Annotated in this window: 16 protein-coding genes; all 16 read left to right on the top strand. The window is 72.3% G+C overall.

Annotated elements, in window-relative coordinates; translation table 11 throughout:
- The first annotated feature begins 2 nt into the window (after positions 1-2).
- The 16 genes from OG885_RS25000 to OG885_RS25075 all read left to right on the top strand — a co-directional run bounded on the left by OG885_RS25000 (position 3) and on the right by OG885_RS25075 (position 20,203).
- On the top strand, positions 3-1,172 hold the full coding sequence (locus tag OG885_RS25000; RefSeq protein ID WP_399962736.1) for a cytochrome P450: 1,170 nt from the start codon (positions 3-5) through the stop codon (positions 1,170-1,172).
- Between the two features lie 5 nt (positions 1,173-1,177).
- On the top strand, positions 1,178-1,492 hold the full coding sequence (locus tag OG885_RS25005; protein WP_405735172.1) for a ferredoxin: 315 nt from the start codon (positions 1,178-1,180) through the stop codon (positions 1,490-1,492).
- A gap of 86 nt (positions 1,493-1,578) precedes the next feature.
- On the top strand, positions 1,579-2,139 hold the full coding sequence (locus OG885_RS25010; RefSeq protein WP_399962741.1) for a hypothetical protein: 561 nt from the start codon (positions 1,579-1,581) through the stop codon (positions 2,137-2,139).
- A complete protein-coding gene (locus OG885_RS25015) occupies positions 2,136-3,458 on the top strand; it encodes a peptidoglycan-binding protein (protein ID WP_405735174.1) in 1,323 nt (440 codons plus the stop codon). Before OG885_RS25010 ends, OG885_RS25015 begins: the two co-directional genes overlap by 4 nt.
- On the top strand, positions 3,455-4,177 hold the full coding sequence (locus tag OG885_RS25020; RefSeq protein WP_405735176.1) for an ABC transporter ATP-binding protein: 723 nt from the start codon (positions 3,455-3,457) through the stop codon (positions 4,175-4,177). The genes OG885_RS25015 and OG885_RS25020 overlap by 4 nt, the downstream gene beginning before the upstream one ends.
- Positions 4,174-5,433 carry an ABC transporter permease gene (locus tag OG885_RS25025; protein WP_329337695.1) on the top strand — a complete coding sequence of 420 codons (1,260 nt, stop codon included), beginning with the start codon at positions 4,174-4,176 and terminating at the stop codon, positions 5,431-5,433. The genes OG885_RS25020 and OG885_RS25025 overlap by 4 nt, the downstream gene beginning before the upstream one ends.
- Positions 5,434-5,732: 299 nt before the next feature.
- Positions 5,733-5,957 (top strand): MbtH family protein, encoded by a 225-nt coding sequence (locus OG885_RS25030; protein WP_079306987.1) that lies wholly within the window; start codon positions 5,733-5,735, stop codon positions 5,955-5,957.
- A 46-nt stretch (positions 5,958-6,003) separates the two neighbouring features.
- Positions 6,004-8,115, top strand: a complete 2,112-nt coding sequence (locus tag OG885_RS25035) for an ABC transporter ATP-binding protein (RefSeq protein ID WP_405735179.1) — start codon at positions 6,004-6,006, stop codon at positions 8,113-8,115.
- Between the two features lie 376 nt (positions 8,116-8,491).
- Positions 8,492-9,463, top strand: a complete 972-nt coding sequence (locus OG885_RS25040) for a streptomycin biosynthesis protein (protein WP_405735182.1) — start codon at positions 8,492-8,494, stop codon at positions 9,461-9,463.
- Between the two features lie 313 nt (positions 9,464-9,776).
- Entirely contained in the window at positions 9,777-12,896 is a 3,120-nt protein-coding gene (locus OG885_RS25045) for an AAA family ATPase (RefSeq protein WP_405735184.1), read from the top strand.
- A 139-nt stretch (positions 12,897-13,035) separates the two neighbouring features.
- Positions 13,036-15,198, top strand: a complete 2,163-nt coding sequence (locus OG885_RS25050) for an aminotransferase class I/II-fold pyridoxal phosphate-dependent enzyme (RefSeq protein ID WP_405735187.1) — start codon at positions 13,036-13,038, stop codon at positions 15,196-15,198.
- Positions 15,199-15,285: 87 nt separating this feature from the next.
- Positions 15,286-16,410, top strand: a complete 1,125-nt coding sequence (gene dpgA, locus OG885_RS25055; protein WP_405735189.1) for a 3,5-dihydroxyphenylacetyl-CoA synthase DpgA — start codon at positions 15,286-15,288, stop codon at positions 16,408-16,410.
- A 17-nt stretch (positions 16,411-16,427) separates the two neighbouring features.
- Complete coding sequence (dpgB, locus tag OG885_RS25060) at positions 16,428-17,090, top strand: enoyl-CoA-hydratase DpgB (protein WP_405735192.1); 663 nt, start codon at positions 16,428-16,430, stop codon at positions 17,088-17,090.
- Positions 17,090-18,388, top strand: a complete 1,299-nt coding sequence (gene dpgC / locus OG885_RS25065; RefSeq protein WP_405735194.1) for a (3,5-dihydroxyphenyl)acetyl-CoA 1,2-dioxygenase DpgC — start codon at positions 17,090-17,092, stop codon at positions 18,386-18,388. Before dpgB ends, dpgC begins: the two co-directional genes overlap by 1 nt.
- Positions 18,385-19,197, top strand: a complete 813-nt coding sequence (gene dpgD, locus OG885_RS25070) for an enoyl-CoA-hydratase DpgD (RefSeq protein WP_405735196.1) — start codon at positions 18,385-18,387, stop codon at positions 19,195-19,197. The genes dpgC and dpgD overlap by 4 nt, the downstream gene beginning before the upstream one ends.
- A 196-nt stretch (positions 19,198-19,393) precedes the next feature.
- Positions 19,394-20,203 (top strand): alpha/beta fold hydrolase, encoded by an 810-nt coding sequence (locus OG885_RS25075; RefSeq protein ID WP_405735199.1) that lies wholly within the window; start codon positions 19,394-19,396, stop codon positions 20,201-20,203.
- Positions 20,204-20,207 lie beyond the last annotated feature (4 nt).

Consider the following 20,207-nt stretch of genomic DNA (forward strand, 5'->3'; position numbering starts at 1 on the left):
GCATGACGCAGTCGTTCGAGCTTCCGGTGGACAAGCGCCGGAACGTCCTGGACCCGGTGCCGGAGCTGCTGGCACTCAACGCGCGGGCGCCGCTGTTCCGGCCCCCCGGCGGGATGCCCCACTGGATCGTGACCGATCGCGAGGTGGTCCGGCAGATCCTCGCCGACGCCGAGCGGTTCTCCAGCATGCCGCCGCCCGAGCCCGACGGCCGCAAGCCCGATCCGCACCCGGGGAGTCTGCTGCAGACCGACGGGGCCGAGCACAGCCGGCTGCGGCGGCTGGTGGCGCCGATGTTCACGGTCCGGCAGATGAAGGCGCTGGAGCCGATGATGGCGCGCATCGTGGACCAGCGGCTGGAGGTGCTGGAACGGGCCGGCCGGCCCGCCGATCTGATGCGGTACTTCGCCCGGCCGGTGTCGGGCCTGATCCTCGCCGAGCTGATCGGCCTGCCCCGCGACGACCTGTCCGAGCTGTCCCGGCTCGGTGACCACCGGGCGTCCGGGCACAGCCCCCGCCGACACCCGGCGACCTCGGAGTATGTGGGGCACTTCCGGAAACTGGCCGCCGCCCAGCGCCGCGATCCGGGCGAGGGCCTGGCCGGGATGCTGATCCGGGAGCACGGGGACGCGGTGTCGGACGAGGAGGTGGCCGGCATCTGCGAGAGCGTCGCCAACGGCTCGATCGAGAACACGGCGGAGACCATCGGCCTCGGCGTGCTGGCGCTGCTGTGCCATCCCGATCAGCTGGCCCTGCTGCGGGAGCGGCCCGAGCTGATGGACCGGGCGGTGGAGGAGCTGCTGCGCTATGTGTCGGTGGTGGCGTCCGTGTCGCCGCGTACCGCGCTGGTGGACGTGGAGATCGGCGGTGAGCTGATCAAGGCCGGTGAGGTGGTGTCGTGCTCGGTGTTCGCCGCGAACCGCTGCCCCTACGGCGGCGACGACGGCACCGCGGACCGGCTGGACATCGCCCGGGAACCCGGAAACCACCTGGCGCTGGGCTTCGGCGTGCACTTCTGTCTGGGCGCTGCACTGGCGCGGCTTCAGCTGCGCATCGCGCTGACGGGGCTGCTGGAGCGGTTCCCCGGGCTGCGGCTGGGCACCGGGGTGGAGGAGCTGCGGTTCAGGTCGCTGGCACCGCAGTTCGGCGTCGAGACGCTGCCGGTCCTGTGGTGAGACCGGTGGCGGACACGGCGGATACACCCGACACCACGGACGGCACGGACACCGCGGACGGCACGGACACCAGGGTCACGGCCCGGGTGGAGATCCGGGTGGACCGGGACAGCTGTGTGGGCTCGGGTGCCTGCGCGCTGTTCGAGCCGGAGTTCTTCGACCAGTCGGAGGACGACGGCCTGGTGGTGCAGCGCGTGCGGGAGGCGGGCCCGGAGGCGCTGCCGGCGCTGCGCACGGCCGCGTCCCGCTGTCCCGCCCGCGCCATCGTGCTGGTGCCGTCCGACGGACAGGGAAGTGCCGGGTGGGACCCCTCTGACTGAGCGGTCCCGCGGGGCGCCCGTTGCAACCCTGGTGTGACCGGGCGCCCCGTAGAACTTCTGGTATGCCGAATAACCATCAGAAGCGCGTGACCGGGCCCCTCCTGGCGGTGCTGTCCGTGGCGACAGCGGGAGTACTTCTCGCCGGCTGTTCGTCGGGCGACAAGGACGCGAACGTGACCAGCGAGGGCGGCGTGAACTCCTCCGCCAGCGCGGGCGGCTCCGACAGTGCGGGCGTGGCCTACGCGAAGTGCATGCGGGAGCACGGTGTCTCGGAGTTCCCCGACCCGGAGAAGGACAGCGGGGGCGGCGTGAAGCTCGTCATCCCGCAGGGCGTCGACCAGAACTCGCCGACCTTCAAGTCGGCCCAGTCCGCCTGCCAGAGCCTGCTGTACCAGGGCGACACCGGTGACGCCGCCGGCAGCCGCGCCTTCGACGCGACGAAGGTCGCGGCCTGGGCGAAGTGCATCCGCGAGAACGGTGTGCCGGGCTTCTCGGACCCCCAGGTGAACGGGAACACGATCGTCATCGACGCCAACGCGGCCGGCCTGTCCGGGCGTGACGATCCCAAGTTCTCCAAGGCCGCGGAGGCCTGCTACAGCATCCGGCCCGGCGGCACGCTCGCCTTCATGGGAGGGCCGCAGCAGTGACCAGTCAGGAGGAGGGGACCGTCGCGCGGACGGTCTCCCACGAAGCGCCGGACCTCGCGGAAGCGCCGGGCGTCGAGGGCGGGGAACTGGAGCTGCGGCCCGATGCCGTCCCCTCCCCCTCCTTCGACGGGAGCGGCGCCGCCGTGGACCCGGATCCGGTGGACCGGCGCCGCCGGCGCCGCGGGATGCGCGTCGTCCTGGTCACCGCGTGTGTGGTGGTGGTCGCCGCGGTCGCGGCCGGTGCCGCCCTCGGGGTGTTCGGCGGCGGGGACGACGACCCCGAGGCGAAGGCGCCGTCCGGGCCGCCCGCCACGACCCAGGTCAAGCGGACGACGCTGACCAGCTCGCAGGCCCTGGACGGGCAGCTCGGGTACGGCGACACGGTGGCCGTGCAGGCCCCGGCCGGGTCCGGCTCGGCGCAGTCCGGGCAGGCGCAGGGCGGTGGCGGGGCGGGCGCCGGGATCGTCACCTGGATGCCCTCCGACGGCGACACCGTCACCCGCGGAAAGCCGGTCTACAAGGTCAACCAGCAGTCGGTGCCGCTCCTGTACGGCTCGGTGCCGCTGTACCGGACGCTGAAGCCGGGCGTCAGCGGCAGCGACGTCAAGATGCTGGAGAAGAACCTGAAGGCGCTCGGCTACGACGGCTTCACGGTGGACGACGACTACACCTCGGACACGGCCGCCGCCGTCGAGGAGTGGCAGGACGACCTGGGCCGTACCGAGACCGGGCAGGTGACGGCCGGCGACGCGGTGGTGGCGTCCGGCGCGCGGCGGGTCGCCAAGGCGGAGCTCGCCGTCGGCGACAGCCTCACCGGTGACGTGCTCACCTGGACGGGCACCGACCGGGTCATCTCCGTCGACCTTCCGGTGCAGTACGCGGACCTGGCGAAGAAGGGCGGGAAGTCGACCGTCACGCTGCCGGACAACACCACGGTGACCGCCGTGGTGACGGAGATCGGCACGCCGACGTCGTCCGGTGACTCCGGGGGCGGGGGCCAGGACCAGCAGAACTCCTCGGGCTCGGGCTCCTCGAACGCCACCGTCCCGGTGGAGCTGAAGGTCCAGGACGCCAAGAAGCTCGGCGCCTACCAGGCCGCCTCCGTCAGCGTCGAGTTCGCGGCCGAGACCCGCGCCAACGTGCTGGCGGTGCCGATCAGCGCCTTGTTCGCGCTGCCGGGCGGCGGTTACGCGGTCGAGGTGGTGACCGGGTCGACGTCGGAGTACCGCAAGGTGCAGCTCGGCACGTTCGGCAACGGCATGGTCGAGGTCTCCGGCAGCGGCATCACCGAGGGCACGGTCGTGGGGGTCCCGAAGTGACCGTCACCGCCCACCCGGTGATCGAGCTGGCCGGGGTCGGCAAGTCGTACGGGGACGTGGCCGCGCTGGTCGAGGCGGACCTGGTGGTCCACCGCGGCGAGATGCTCGCGGTCGTCGGCCCCTCGGGCTCGGGCAAGTCCACCATGCTCAACATCATGGGCACCCTGGACCGGCCCACCTCGGGGACGGTGGCGATCGCCGGGCACCCGGTGGACTCCCTCAACGACCGTGAGCTGTCGGCGCTGCGGGCCGGCACCATCGGCTTCGTCTTCCAGCAGTTCCATCTCGCCGCCGGGGTGCCCGCGCTGGACAGCGTGGCGGACGGTCTGCTCTACAGCGGACGGCCGCGCCGTGAGCGGCGCCGGCTCGCCGAGGTGGCGCTGCGCAGGGTGGGACTGGGGCACCGGCTCGACCACGAGCCGCAGCAGCTGTCCGGCGGTGAGAAGCAGCGGGTGGCGATCGCCCGCGCGGTGGTCGGCGATCCGCCGCTGCTGCTGGCCGACGAGCCGACCGGCGCGCTGGACTCCCGCTCGGGCACGGTGGTGATGGAGCTGCTCCACGAACTGCACGAGGCCGGCACGACGGTCGTCGTCATCACCCACGACCGGGACATCGCGGCGTCCCTGCCGCGTGAGGTCAGGGTGCGGGACGGCCGGATCGAGCACGACTCGGGATCACCGGGGCCCCGGGCCCTGGCGCACACGGGGGTGGAGCGATGAGTACGGCGTATTCGGCGCTGCCGGCCGAACGGCAGCGGCCCTGGGCCGATCTGCCCCCGCCGCCGCGGCCCCGGGCGGCCCGGCTGAGCCTGTCGGACGTGGCCCGGGTGGGCGGCTGGGGTCTGCGGTCGCGGCCGATGCGGGTCTTCCTGTCCGCCCTCGGTATCGCGATCGGGATCGCCGCGATGATCGGCGTGGTGGGTATCTCCACCTCGTCGACCAACGATCTGAACAAGCAGCTGGCGGCCCTCGGCACCAATCTGCTCACCGTCGCCCCGGGCACCACCATGACCGGCGACAACGCCCATCTGTCGGACGACGCCGTCGCCATGATCACGAACCGGCCCGAGGTGATCTCGGCGTCCGCGACGGGCACCACGGACGCGAAGCTCTACCGCAACGACCGGGTCCCGGCGGTGGAGTCGGGCGGTCTGACGGTCAGCGCGGCCCGCACCGACCTGCTGCGTTCCATCGGCGGGAAGATCGTCGACGGCCGCTGGCTCAACGAGGCCAACAGCCGCTACCCGGCCGTGGTGCTGGGCGCGGAGACCGCGCGGAGCCTCGGCATCCACCGGGCCGGCACGGATGTCCAGGTGTGGCTCGGCAACCGCTGGTTCACCGTGGTGGGGCTGCTGGCCCCCAACGAACTGCTGCCCGCCCTTGACACCCAGGCCTTCGTGGGCTGGACGGTGGCGGAGAAGGAACTGTCCTTCGACGGCTACCCGACGACGGTCTACACGCGGGCCAAGGACGAGGACGTCGAGAAGGTGCACAGCGTGCTGGGCCCGACGGTCTCCCCGGAGGACCCCAACGAGGTCAACGTCTCCCGCCCCTCCGACGCGCTGGCCGCCAAGCACGCCGCGGACAAGTCGCTGAGCGGGCTGCTCCTGGGCCTCGGCGGGGTCGCGCTGCTGGTCGGCGGGGTCGGGGTGGCCAACACGATGGTCATCTCGGTGCTGGAACGCCGCTCCGAGATCGGACTGCGCCGCTCGCTCGGCGCCACCCGGGGCCAGATCAGGATCCAGTTCCTCGCCGAGGCGCTGCTGCTGTCCGGGCTCGGTGGGGTGGGCGGGGTGCTGCTGGGCATCGGGGTGACCGACGGCTACGCCGCCTACCAGGGCTGGGCCGCCCTCGTGCCGCTGTGGGCGATGGCCGGCGGACTCGCCGCCACCCTCGCCATCGGCGGGCTGGCCGGCTTCTACCCCGCGGTCCGAGCGGCCCGGCTCCCTCCGACGGAGGCCCTCGCGACCAACTAGCCGCCCTGGACGGTGGCTTGACATTCCGGACCGCGGCGCCTTCGTCGCCATCCCCCGCCGGCGGGGGCGCCGCACCCCGGTCGTCCGGTGTCCAACTGCCCGGGTCGGCCGGTTGGACGACCCTGTCGCGCCGGACGTGCGCAGGTCAGACTGTGGTCCGGCTCCGCCCCGCCCTCCACGAAAAGTGAATATCTATTGCCGCGGATTGTTCCCGGAATTGGTGAACCTTGTTCGGCCCAATGCGTCGGGCTAAGGTTTTCCTATCCATCGGGGAATTAATTCGATCCGCGGGAGTGACTATGGCGAACCCGTTCGATGATGAAGACGGGACCTTTCTGGTGCTCGTGAACAGGGAGAATCAGCACTCGTTGTGGCCTGCATTCGCTGAAATTCCGAACGGCTGGCGGCTCGTTTTCGGAGAGGCCTCGCGCAAGGAATGCCTCGCCTATGTGGAGGAGAGCTGGACGGATCTCCGTCCGCAGAGCCTCATCGACGCGATGAAGGAGACCGAGGCGGCCCGCTAGTGGCCCGCCCGACCGCAGCGACGCTACCCAGGGAGTACCTGTGGCCATGATGGGCGGACCCGTCATGATCCGGTCCGACGGACCGGATTCCTCGAACAACACCCAGCGGGCGAAGCCCGGAACGACGAAGAGAATCATCCCGTACACCCGCGGACACCGCCGCTCCATCGGCTTTCTCGTGGTCTGCACCACGCTGAACGCCCTGTGCGCGGTGGCCCCGCCCCTGCTCCTGAAGTACCTGATCGACGACGGCATCATGGCCGGCGACAACCGGACCGTGGCCTGGCTCGCGGGCGCGGCTGCCGCGGTCTCCGTGCTGGCCGCGCTGGTGGGCTTCGGGGAGAGCTGGTTCTCCGCGAAGGTCAGTGAGGGCCTGGTCTACGACCTGCGGGTGCAGGTCTTCGACCATGTGCAGCGCCAGTCGCTCGCCTTCTTCACCCGCGCCCAGACCGGCGCGCTGGTGAGCCGGCTGAACACCGATGTGATCGGTGCCCAGCAGGCGGTCACCCAGATGCTCTCCACGGTGGTCTCCGCCGCGCTGACCGTCCTGTTCGTGCTCGGCACGATGTTCTACCTGTCCTGGACGATCACCCTGATCTCCCTGGTACTGGTCCCGTTCTTCATCCTCCCCGGCCGGCTCGTGGGCCGCAGGCTCCAGGGCCTGGCCCGACGGCACATGCAGGTCAACGCCGAGATGGGCTCGCTCATGCACGAGCGGTTCAACGTCGCCGGCGCGCTCCTCGCCAAGCTCTACAGCCGCCCGGACCGGGAGACCGCCGGCTATGCGCGGCTCGCCGCCCGCGGCCGGGACATCGGGGTGCGCAACTCGGTCTCGATGAAGCTGCTCTTCCTGTCGAGCATGTTCATCGGCTCGATCGCCACCGCCGTGGTCTACGGCGTCGGCGGGACGCTCTCCGTGAACGGCGTCTTCGAGGTCGGCACCCTGGTCGCCCTCGCCACGCTGCTCACGCGGCTGATGGCACCGGTGGGCCAGCTCTCCAACGCCCAGGCCGACGCGATGACGGCGCTCGTCAGCTTCGACCGGCTCTTCGAGATCCTCGACCTGAAGCCGCTGGTCACCGAGAAGCCCGACGCGGTGGCGCTGCCGCCCGCCGCGACCCGTGACACGGCCCCCGGCGTCGAGTTCCGCGGGGTGTCGTTCCGCCACCCTCGGCCCGCCGATGTCTCGCTGGCCTCGCTGGAGGACTTCGCCACGCCGACGCCCGAGCGCGAGGGCGACAGCTGGGCGCTGCGCGACCTCAGCTTCACCGTGCCGGCCGGCAAGCTCACCGCGCTGGTCGGCCCGTCCGGGGCGGGCAAGACCACCGTCACCCATCTGGTGCCGCGGCTGTACGACCCGGAGGAGGGCACCGTCCTCATCGACGGCCGCGATGTGCGCGACCTGACGCTCCAGTCGCTGAGCGACACGGTCGGCATGGTCACCCAGGACGGTCATCTGCTGCACACCACCATCCGGGAGAACCTGCTCTACGCCCGCCCGGACGCCACCGAGGAGCAACTGGTCGCGGCCTGCCGGGCCGCCCAGATCTGGCGGCTCGTCGCCTCCCTGCCCGACGGCCTGGACACCATGGTCGGCGACCGCGGCTACCGGCTCTCCGGAGGCGAGAAGCAGCGCATCGCCATGGCCAGGCTGCTGCTCAAGGCCCCGCCGGTGGTGGTGCTCGACGAGGCGACCGCGCACCTGGACTCCGAGTCCGAGGCCGCCCTGCAACTGGCCCTCAAGACCGCGCTGGCGGGCCGCACCTCACTGGTCATCGCGCATCGGCTGTCCACCATCCGGGACGCGGACCAGATCATCGTCCTGGACCAGGGGCGCATCGCGGAGCGCGGCACCCATGACGAACTGCTCGCGCTCGGCGGGCTCTACGCCGAGCTGTACCGCACGCAGTTCGCCGCACCGGCCCTTCTCGACGACGAGCCGGCCGAGGTCGAGGAGATGCCGCAGCAGCGGGTTCCGGAGCCGGTGGGGCACGGCCACGGGGGGCCGGTGTTCTTCGGCCCCGGCGGCCCCGAAGGGCCTGGTGGGCCCGGTGGGCCGGGGATGCCGGGCCCCGGCCAGGGTCCCGGACCGCGGCCGATGGTCTTCGGTCCCGGCCCCCAGGGGCCCGGCGGTCCGGGAGGTCCCCGACCCCAGTGAGTACGGTCCGCGACACATGAGTACGGCCCGCGACACCGGTGCCCGCGACGCTCCCACGGCGTCGCGGGCACCTCTTTGTCCAGCGCGTTCGTCCCGCTCGAGTCGACACCCCCTAGAGGTAGGGGGGAGGCCGGCTCGAACCGCAGGGGTTTCGCCCAGGATGTCGGACTGTTAATTTCGGTCACATCTGAAGCATGCAAATGTCGACCTTGTGAAATCGCTCCCCCCACATTCTGGCCACCGGCGATGGATTTTCGGCAGAAAGCGTGTTCGGACGAGAAATTCTTCTTCGTGGACGGCAACCGCCTTTCGCAGCAGCGTGGGGATGTAAGGAGCTGGGGTGGAGTCCGAGGGAGCAATAAGTCAGCAGCCCGTCGTGGAGGTCGAGATCGGCTCGTTGAGCCTGTCCGGATCGCCGCGGTTGGCGGGGGAGAGAACGGAGCACATTCAGGTACTCGCGGCAGCGCAGAACCCGCTGCCGCCGATCACGGTCCACCGGTCGACGATGCGGGTCATCGACGGCTACCACCGGCTGAAGGCCGCCCGGCTGCGTGGCGAGAACACGATCGCCGCCCGGTTCTTCGACGGGGACGAGGCCGCGGCCTTCGTCCTCGCGGTCCAACTCAATGTCCACCACGGCCTGCCGCTGGCGCTGGCCGACCGCAAGCGCGCCGCCGAGCGCATCGTCGTCTCCCATCCGCAGTGGTCGGACCGCCGGGTCGCCTCGGTCACCGGGATCGCCCCCGGGACCGTCGGCGAGATCCGCAGACGGGTCGTCCAACTGCCGGGGCCGGAGGGACGACGGCTCGGCCAGGACGGCAGACTGCGGCCGGTCGACGGCAGTACCGGCCGCATCCTGGCCGGTGAACTGCTCACGGAGAACCCGGAGCTGTCACTGCGTCAGGTCGCACGGGCGGCCGGGATATCCCCGGAGACCGCCAGGGACGTCCGCAACCGGCTGCGCAACGGCGAGGACCCGCTGCCCCGGCAGCGCCGGCGCAAGCAGGCGGAGGCCGAGCCCGGGGAGCCGCCCGGGCGCGGGGAGTTCGGGGCGCTGCGGCTCGCCCGGCCCGCTCCCCGTACCCGTCCGGACATGGCGTCGGCGCCCGACCGCGCCGTGCTGATCAAGCGGCTGAAGGCCGACCCGGCCCTGCGTTTCACCGAGACCGGCCGCAATCTGCTGCGCCTCCTCGTTCTGCACTCGCTGCGCAAGGAGGAGTGGGAGGCGATCGTCAGCAACGTCCCGCCGCACTGCAGCGACATCGTGGCCGATCTCGCCCGGCAGTTCGCCGACCTCTGGTCGGATTTCGCCGAGCGGGTCAGGGACGACGTCGCACAGATCGGCTGAGAACGGACTCCGGAATGTCGACCGTCGCGAAAGTTGCCGCTTTCGCGACGGTTTTCCGGATTGACGCTGCCGGTGCGATGACGTAAATGGTTCGCCCGTTATTCACCAGCGGATTCTGTGTCTTTCCTTTGGTTTTCCCGTGGATTATCGGCCGATCGCTGTCCGAAAATCGCCCCCATTACCCCGGCCGGGTGGCTGAAATCCTGCCGTGCTGGCGCTAATGAGCCGGTATCCTGGCGGAGTAGTTGCAGGTCGGAGACGGTTTGTTCTGACCTCAAATACTCACGGGTCAGCGTAGGTACGGGGGGTACCTGTGAAGCTCACCGAAAGGGACGTAGAACTCGGTCTGCTACGAGAGCTCTACGAGGAGTGCTTGGCCGGAAAGGGAGCCCTGGTCGTCGTCAACGGCCCGGTGGGCTGCGGCAAGACCGCCCTGGTCCGCGCATTCGCCGGGCAGGTCGTCGACCGGGGAGGAACCTTCCTGTCGGTGACCGGCGCCGCGAGCGAGAGCCTTGACCGACTGGGCCTGATCGACCAACTGGTGACCGCGATACGGGCGAGGGGCGCGGCCGACGGCCCACCGGCGGCCACCGAACTCACGAAGGCCGCCGAAGCGAGCGGACGCGTGCCGCGCGCGCTCATGCAGCGCATCCACCGCTCCGTCGCCGAACTGGCCGGGCACCGGCCGCTCGTCCTGCACGTCGACGACGTGCACTTCGCCGACGAGGCGTCACTGCAATGTCTGCGCTATCTCGTACGACGGATCGACGCGCTGCCCGTCCTGGTGGTCCTGACCGAGACCGCCGGCCATGACCGGGCGCTCGCCACCCTGCACGCCGAGACCCTGCATCTGCCCCACTGCCGGCGGCTGCGGATCGGACCGCTCACCGTCGACGGGGTCGCCACGTATCTGGCCGCGCATCCGGCGACGCGCGCCACGCTGCCGCAGCACGCCGAACTGTGGGCCCGGGCCAGCGGCGGGAACCCCCTGCTGCTGGACGCCCTGGTCGAGGACACCGCCGGGCGTGGCCCGGCGGAGGCCGCGGAGCGGGGCGCCCCGAGGCCCCACGAGGCGTTCCGGAACGCCTTCCTGCGCTGTCTGCACCGCGGTGAGCCGACCCTGCTCGCCGTCGCGCGCGCCGCCGCGGTGCTCGGCGACTCGGTCACCCCGGCGCTGATCGGCGCCCTTCTCGGGGCGGATGCGACCTCCGTGCGCTGGAGCATCACCGAGCTGCGCGCGGCCGGTCTGTTCTCGGGCGGCTGGTTCGGCCACGAACGTGCCCGGCTGACCGTCCTGGCGGACCTTCCCGGACCGGACCTCACCGCCCTGCGGGCCCGCGCCGCCGAGCTGCTCCGGGAGAGCGGCGCCCCGGCCGCGGTGGTGGCCGGGCAGCTGCTCGCGGCGCACGACTCGGCCAAGGCCCCCTGGCAGCTCGACATCCTCCGTGAGGCGGCGCGCGAGGCCCTCGCCGCGGGCGACATCGGCGCCGGTGTCGACCATCTGCGGCATGCCTCCCGGCTCTGCCGTGACGCCGACCAGGAGGCGGAGGTGATCGCCGCCCTCGCGGAGGCCCAGTGGTCCATCGACCCCGTGAAGACGTCCCGGTACCTCCCGCAGCTCAGCCGGATGGTGCGCGCGGGGCTGCTGACCGGGTCCGACGCCCTGGTCGTGGTGAAGCAGAAGGTGTGGCGGGGCGAGTTCACGCAGGCCGACGACCTGCTGCGGATCATCGAGGCACGTGAAGGGGCGGGGCACGGGCATGCCTGGGACACCGGCCCCGAGCACGGCTGGGACACCGGAGGCCCGGAGCAGGGCCGGGGCACCGGCGGCCCCGAGCACGGCTGGGACGCCGGCGGTCCCGAGCAGGGCCGGGGCAGCGGGGGTCCCGAGCAGGGCCGGCACGTCGGCGGTCCCGAGCAGGACTGGCACGTCGGCGGTCCCGAGCAGGACTGGCACGTCGGCGGTCCCGAGCAGGACTGGCACGTCGGCGGTCCCGAGCAGGGCCGGCACACCGGCGCCGAGCATGGCTGGGACCCGGGCACCGAGCGCTCCTGCGACGCCGGACCCGAGCACGCCTGGGACACCGCGGGGTACCCCCCTGCCGTCTCCCGCTCGGACTCCGCCCTCGTCCGGCTCTGGCTGTCCTTCTGCTGCCCCGGCCTCCGACGCGGCACCCGCACGACCGACGGCGCGACGGACCGTACGACCGACCGCACGACGGACCTCACGACCGACCGCACACAGACCGGTGCCGTCACCGCCACCCCCGCCGCGCTGGCGGGCCGGCCGGCCGCGATGGTGCCGCACGCGTTCCTCACCCTCGGCGCCGGCCTTGTCGCGGCCGAGAGGAACCGGCCCGCGGGTGGACTGCTGCGCGGCAGCGGCACGGCCAGCCCGTTCGCGGACCCCCTGGTGGCGCTGATCTACCTGACCGGGGCCCAGCGCCTGGACGACACGATGCTCCAGGCGGAACGGCTGCTGGACGACCCCCGCAACCGGCGGCTCCCCATGGGGCGCGCGCTGCTGGAGACGATCCGGGCGGCCGCGGCCCTGGGCCGGGGCGATGTCGTCGCCGCGGGCGAGGCCGCCGGCACCGCGCTCGACCTGGTCAGCGCCGAGGCCTGGGGCATCGCGATCGGTCTGCCGCTGGCCCTGGCGATCCGCGCGGCGACCGAGCGCGGCGATGCCGAGACCGCGCGGGCCTGTCTCGACGTGCCCGTTCCGATGGTCATGTTCGGCACGCCCTTCGCCCTGCCCTACCTACACGCCCTGGGCCGTTTCCGCCTCGCCCTGAACCGGCCGCGCGCGGCCCTGCGGGACTTCGAGTCGTGCGGCGAGCTGATGGCGAAGTGGCAGCTCGACGCCCCGGAGCTGGTGGACTGGCGCAACGACGCGGTCGCCGCCCTCATCGCGCTGGGCGACCGGCAGCGCGCCCGGGAACGGGTCGAGGAACACCTCGCCCGGCTCGGCGACCGGCCCAGCCGGGCCCGCGGCACCGCCCTGCGCCATCTCGCGGCCGTGAGCCCGCCCCGGCACCGGCTGCGGCTGCTGGAGGAGGCGGTGCGGGTCCTCGACGCCTGCGGTGACGGTCTGGAACGGGGGCGGGCCCGGGCCGAGGCGGAGAGCGCGCGCCGCGCGGCGCGGGCACCGGCCGACGTGCCCGAGCCCATGGCTCCGCCGGCCGCGCGATGGGACGCGCCGTCGCCGCCGGGCCGGGACGCGCTGCCCGCGCCGCTGGCCGAACTCACCGACGCGGAACTCCGGGTCGGGGCGCTCGCCGCCGCCGGCCGCACCAACCGGGATATCGCCGACCGGCTCTCCATCACGGTCAGCACCGTGGAACAGCACCTCACGAAAATATACCGGAAATTGAAGGTGCGCGGCAGAGCGGATCTCCCGGCGTCAATCACCGGTCTTTCCGAGGTCTCCTGATCTCCGAATGCAGGGCGAATAAGTCCCCGTCCAAGTGACGGTTTCGGGCTGTTGGACAGAGTTGTGACCAGGATTGCGATCGTGTGATTCTGGGTGCCGAAATCAACCTGCCAATACCGAATCCGCCGGGGGGAATTCCATGGGCCTGGACCGTGTGCCGGAAGAATCCCCGGAAACCGAACGGGCCGCGGCCGGCAACCGTGCCGCCTTCGACCGGACCGGGCTGCGGCCGGGCCGGCCCACCCGGCCCGGCCCGCCCGACACCGGCGTGAAGATCCTCGACCGGCCGTGGGCGGCGCCGATCGCCCTCGGCCCCGCCGCCGGACGGACGGACCGGCCCGCCCTGCTGCGGGCGGCCGACGCGGCGGGGCTCCCCGTCGTGCACCCGCTCGCCTGGCACGACCTCGCGCACCGGGAACCGCCAGCCGCCGGGACCGCCGCTCTGCTGCTCCCGCTGGGCTCCCGGGACGGCGCCGGTCCCCCGCGGCCCGTCCCGGGCTCTCTCCCCGCCGACTGGGCCGAGGTGGAGCGGCTGTGCGCCGCCTCCGCGCTGCCCGTGCTCGTCGCGGGAGTCCGTACGGCGTCGGACGCGGTCGGCGCGCTGGAGGCCGGGGCCGGCGGTCTCGTCACCGACTCACTGGCCGCGCTGCCCGAGCTCGCCGCGGCCGTGGGCGGCCACCGCCCCCTGCTGCTCGGCGGGGGTGTCCGCACCGGCGCCGACGTCCTGGTGTCCCTCGCCTCGGGGGCCGACGCGGTCCTCGTGGGACGACCGGTGCTGGACGCGCTGCTCGCCGACGGCGAAACCGAGGCCGAAACCGACCGCGAAACCGACGGCGAAACCAACGGGGAGGCGCGCGTCGCCGAGGTGCTGGCCACGCTCGTGCGCGAACTGGAGCAGGCCATGGCCTTCACCGGCACCGCCTCGGTCGCCGAGGCCCGCCCCGACAGCCTGCGGATCGGCCACCGTCCGTCGCCCGCCCGGCCGCGCCCCGGCCCCGACGCCGTGTACCCGCTGCGCAAGGACGAGCTGCACCCGAGCCTGTCCGACCCCGTCCTCGACACGATGACCTTCCTCAACGAGGTCACCCACCGCTTCCCGGACGCGATCTCCTTCGCGCCCGGCAGGCCCTACGACGGGTTCTTCGACACCGAGCAGATCTTCACCCACCTGCGCGGCTACCTGGACCACCTGAGGGCCGAGGGCGCCACGGAGCAGGACATCCGCACCGCCATGTACCAGTACGGGCCCACCGCGGGCCAGATCCGGGAGATCGTCGCCGACTCGCTGCGCAAGGACGAGGACATCGACGTACCACCCGAGTCGATCGTGATCACCGTGGGCGCCCAGGAGGCCATGCTGCTGGTGGTGCGGGCGCTGACCGCCGGACCCGAGGACGTGCTTCTCGTGGCGAGCCCCTGCTATGTCGGCATCACGGGCGTGGCACGGCTGCTGGGCGTGCCGGTCACCGCCGTCGAGGAGCGGGAGGACGGGCTCTCCTGCGCCGACCTGGAGGCCGCGATCCTTCGCGAGCGCGCCCGGGGACGGCGGCCCCGCGCCCTGTACGTGATCCCCGACCACTCCAACCCGTCCGGGACCACGATCGATCTGCCGACGCGCCGCGCGCTGCTGGAAGCGGCCGAGCGGCACGGCATCCTCCTCATCGAGGACAGCCCGTACCGCCGGGTCAGCCCTGGCACGCCGCTGCCGACGCTCAAGTCCCTGGACCGGTCGCGCCGGGTCGTCCATCTCGGCTCGTTCGCCAAGACGGTCTTCCCGGGCGCCCGGGTCGGCTTCGCCGTCGCCGACCAGCAGGTGGTCGACGAGGAGGGCAGGACCGGTCTGCTGGCCGGTGAACTCGCCAAGATCAAGAGCATGGTGACGGTCAACACCTCGTCCCTGAGCCAGGCCGCCGTGGCGGGCGCGCTGCTGGCCGGCGACGGCCGCCTCTCCGTGCTCAACGCGGAACCGGCCGCCTACTACGGCGACGCCCTGCGCACCACACTGCGCGCCCTGGACGCCCGGCTGCCCGAGGCGCGGCGCACCGCCCTCGGCGTGCGCTGGAACGAGCCCACCGGCGGCTTCTTCCTCACCGTCCAGGTCCCCTTCCGGGCGGACAACACGGCCCTGGCCCGGTCGGCACAGGAATTCGGCGTCATCTGGACGCCGATGAACTACTTCTATCCGCAAGGCGGCGGCCATCAGGCCCTCCGTCTCTCCACCAGCTATCTGACGACCGCCGATATCGAAGAAGGCACCGAGCGGCTCGCCCGGTTCATCGAGGCACAGGCTCCGGCGTCGTGAACTCCGCGGAAAGGCGAGGCAAGTGAGCGGGAACAGCAACGCACAACGATCGCGGTCCAAGCCGCGAATGTGGGGGTGGACTTTTCGATGACAGTCAGCCTGGACCGGCCGCCGCTGGCCCTGACCGGTGACGGCGCCCTGAAGACGCCGTACCGGCCGCGGATCCTCGGGGTGGGGACGGCCGCCTCGGCCGCCACCTACTCCCAGCAGGAGGTGCTCGACGCGTTCGGTATCACCGACCCGAAGATCACGTCCGTCTTCGCCAACAGCGCCATCGACCGGCGCCACCTCACCCTGCCGGAACCGGACGCCGACGGTGTCCGCGCGCCCGAGCCGCAGGGCGATCTGATCGACAAGCACAAGGCCATGGCGGTCGAGATGGGCGCCGAGGCACTGCGCGCCTGTCTCAAGCGGGCCGGCGCCGAACTCTCCGATCTGCGGCACCTGTGCTGTGTGTCGTCGACCGGGTTCCTCACCCCGGGGCTGAGCGCCCTGATGATCCGTGAGCTGGGCATCGACCGGCACTGCAGCCGCAGCGACATCGTCGGCATGGGCTGCAACGCGGGCCTCAACGCGCTGAACGTCGTGGCCGGCTGGTCCGCCGCCCACCCCGGCGAACTCGCCGTCGTGCTCTGCACGGAGGCCTGCTCGGCGGCGTACGCCATGGACGGCTCGATGCGGACCGCGGTCGTCAACAGCCTCTTCGGCGACGGCGCCGGAGCGATCGCCCTGATGGCCGGGCCCGGTGACGAGGCGTCCGGGACGACCGAGGGCCCGACCGTCCTGAAGTTCGCCAGCTGCATCATCCCCGAGGCGATCGGCGCGATGCGCTACGACTGGGACCGCGAGCTGGACCGGTTCAGCTTCTATCTCGACCCGCAGATCCCCTATGTCGTCGGCGCCCACGCCGAGATCGTGGTCGACCGTCTGCTCGGGGACACGGGGCTGCGGCGGAGCGACATCCGCCACTGGCTCGTGCACTCCGGCGGCAAGAAGGTGATCGACGCGGTCGTGGTCAACCTCGGGCTGACCCGCCACGACCTGCGGCACACCGTCGGCGTCCTGCGGGACTACGGCAACGTGTCCAGCGGATCGTTCCTTTTCTCGTACGAACGGCTCCTCGACGAGCAGGTGACCCGGCCCGGCGACTACGGGGTGCTGATGACCATGGGACCGGGCTCCACGCTCGAGACGGCGCTGGTGCAGTGGTGACGACAGGAGAGAGCGCAGTGAGTGACCTGAGCGGCGTGCCGACACTGACCATCGACGGGGCCCAGCCGCTGTCGATCAGGACCGTCAAGGACGTCACCGTCCTGTGCGAAGAGGTGGAGGACCGGGGCGGGGCGGTGATCCTGCGGGTCACCGGCGCACCCGCGCCGGGCTGGGCCGACGGGCTGGACGTCGCCCTCGTCACCAAGTGGGAGCGGGTGCTGCGGCGGCTCGAACGGCTGCCCGCGGTGACCGTCGCGGTCGCGACCGGCGACTGTGGCGGAACGGCCCTCGACGCCTTCCTCACCGCCGACGTCCGCATCGCGACCCGCAGCAGCCGGCTGCTGCTGCCCGTCGAGGGCGAGGCCACCTGGCCCGGCATGGCCGTCTTCCGGCTCGCCCGCCTGGCCGGCGCAGCCCGCGCCCGCCGCGCCGTCCTGTTCGGGCAGCCGGTCCAGGCCCCCGAGGCGCTGATGCTGGGCATCGCCGACGAGCTGACGGAGACGCCCGACGCCGCCGCGGCCACCACCGTCGAGCGCCTCAAGGGCCTGGCCGGCAAGGAGGTCGCCCTGCGCCGCCAGCTGCTCCTCGACGCGGCCACCACCAGCTTCGAGGACGCCCTCGGCCCGCATCTGGCGGCCTGCGACCGCGCGCTGCGACGCACCGCCGAGGAGGCCGCCTGATGGTGGCCACCCACGACGAGACGCAGGAGTGGTCGGCGCTGACGGAGGCCGCCGAGCAGGTGGACAAGACCCTCGCGTCCCTGCCGGAGCCGACCCGCCGCACCCCGCACCAGCGCGCCGAGGCCGAAGCGGCGAAGAACTGGGCCCGCGCCCTGCGCGCCCGCTTCCTCGACGTCCACGCCGACACCGTCTACGACCGGCTCACCGACGGACGCACCCGGAGCCTGCGCGTCGACGACCTGGTCGCGGCCGCCGCGGACGCCTACCCCGCACTGGTACCGGACGCCGGCCGCCTCGCCCAGGAGCGCAGCCGTGCGCAGGCCGACAAAGAGGGCCACGAGATCGACCAGGGCATCTTCCTGCGGGCCGTCCTGCGGTCGCCCACGGCCGGCCCGCACCTCCTGGACGCCATGCTCCGGCCGACCGCCCGCGCCGAACGGCTGCTCCCGGAGTTCCTGCGCACGGGAGTGGTGGAGCTGGAAGCCGTGCGGCTGGAACGCCGGGACGGTGTCGCACGGCTGACGATGTGCCGGCACGACCGGCTCAACGCCGAGGACAACCAGCAGGTCGACGACATGGAGACCGCCGTCGACCTGGCCCTCCTCGACCCGGACGTGCGGGTCGGGCTGCTGCGCGGCGGGGAGATGAGCCACCCCCGCTACCGCGGCAAGCGGGTGTTCAGCGCGGGCATCAACCTGAAGAACCTCAGCTCCGGCGACATCTCCCTGGTCGACTTCCTGCTGCGCCGCGAACTCGGCTACCTCCACAAGCTCGTCAGGGGCCTGCGCGTCGAGGGCGCCGAGGCGCCGTGGCACTCGCCCTACGTCGAGAAGCCGTGGGTCGCCGCCGTCGACGGCTTCGCGATCGGCGGCGGCGCCCAGCTGCTGCTGGTGTTCGACCATGTCCTGGCCGCGTCCGACGCCTACCTCAGCCTCCCGGCGGCCAAGGAGGGGATCATCCCCGGCGTGGCCAACTTCCGCTTAAGCCGGTACGTCGGGCCCCGGCTGTCCCGGCAGGTGATCCTGGAGGGCCGCCGGATCTGGGCCTCGGAGCCGGCGGCACGGCTGCTGGTGGACGAGGTCGTGGACCCGCCGGAGCTGGACGACGCGATCGAGCGGAGCCTGGCCCGCTTCGACGGCGAGGCGGTGCTCGCCAACCGGCGGATGCTCAACCTCGCCGAGGAGCCCGCCGAGGCGTTTCGCGCCTACATGGCGGAGTTCGCCCTCCAGCAGGCGCTGCGGCTCTACGGGGAGGACGTCATCCACAAGGTCGGCAGGTTCGCGGCGAGGTCCGCGTGAGCGCCGCCGACCGGACCCGGGTGCGGTACGAGAAGAAGGACCACATCGCCCACGTCACCCTCGACCGGCCCGAGGTGCTGAACGCGATGGACCTGCGGATGCACGAGGAACTCGCCGGTGTCTGGGACGACGTGGAGGCCGATGACGACATCCGCGCGGTGGTCCTGACCGGGGCGGGCGAGCGGGCCTTCTCCGTCGGACAGGACCTGAAGGAACGCAGCCGCCTCGACGGCGCGGGCACCCCGCGCACCACCTTCGGCAGCCGGGGACTGCCCGGCTGGCCCCGGCTCACCGAGCGGTTCACCCTGTCCAAACCGGTGGTGGCGCGGGTCAACGGCTACGCCCTGGGCGGCGGCTTCGAGCTGGCGCTCGCCTGCGACCTCGTCATCGCCTCGCACGACGCGGTCTTCGCGCTGCCCGAGGCCCGGCTCGGTCTGATCCCGGGCGCGGGCGGCGCGTTCCGGCTCGCCCGCCAACTGCCTCTGAAGACCGCCATGGGGTACCTGCTCACCGGGCGCTCCATGGACGCGGCGACCGCGCTGCACTTCGGGCTGGTCAACGAGGTCGCCGACGACGAGAAGGGCGACCTGGACCGCCGGGTGGCCGCCTGGACGGACGACCTGGTCCGCAGCGCGCCCCTGTCGGTGCGGGCCCTCAAGGAGTCCGTGATGCGCTCGCTCGACCAGCCGCTGGAGGAGGCGTTCGCCACCCGCTACGTGTGGGAGGAGCGGCGCATGAGGAGCGAGGACGCGGTGGAGGGCCCTCGGGCCTTCGCGGAGAAACGCACTCCGGTGTGGTCCGGCCACTGAGAGCCTGTGTCATACCCCCGGCCGGGCGCGCGGCGCCTGGCACGCACGCTCGCGGCGTTGCCGAAACGCCCGCGTGGCTCCGCCACGAGGGCGCTCCGGCGCCTTGCGATCGCACGCACCAGGCGCCGCGCGCTGATCCGACCGGGGATATGACACAGGCTCTGACCCGGAGGAGGAACGACGGAAGGACATGCCGATGCCGCTCGCGCGCGTCAACGGGATCGATCTCAGTTACGACGACCACGGCCCGGCCGGCCGGGCGGAGCCCGTCGTGATGCTCGCGGGCACCGGCGGCCCGGGACGGATCTGGCGCAGCCACCAGGTCCCCGCCCTCAGGGCGGCCGGCCACCGGGTGATCACGCTCGACAACCGGGGCATACCGCCGACCGGACCGTCCGTCGTCGGGTTCACGCTCGCCGACATGGCCGCGGACGTCGCCGCGCTGATCGAGCGCCTGGGGGTGGGCCCCTGCCGGGTGGTGGGCCACTCACTGGGTGGTCTCATCGCGCAGGAACTCGTCCTCGCCCGCCCCGAACTCGTCAGCCGGGCCGTGCTGATGGCCAGCTGCGGCCGGGCGGACGCGCTGATCGAGGCCATGTCGGCCGCCGACATCGAACTGGCCGACAGCGGCGTCAAGATCCCGCCCTCGGTGACGGCGTACCAGCACGCCCTGCAGAACCTCTCGCCCCGCACGCTCAACTACGAGGACGGGCTGCGGGACTGGCTCGGCATCTTCGAGCTCTCCGCGCCCGACCCGTCGACGATCCGCGCCCAACTCGGCCTGGAGGTCATCCCGAACCGCCTCCCGCACTACCGCCGGATCAGCCGCCCCTGTCTGGTCATCGGTTTCCAGGACGACCTGGTCGTGCGCCCGCATCTGTCACGCGAACTCGCCCTGGCCATCCCGGGCGCCCGGTACACGGAGATCCCCGGCTGCGGCCACTACGGCTATCTGGAGCGGCCCGACGCCGTCAACGAGGCGCTCATCGACTTCCTCGCCGACTGAACGG

The organism is Streptomyces sp. NBC_00028, assembly GCF_045041065.1.
GTDB lineage: Bacteria > Actinomycetota > Actinomycetes > Streptomycetales > Streptomycetaceae > Streptomyces.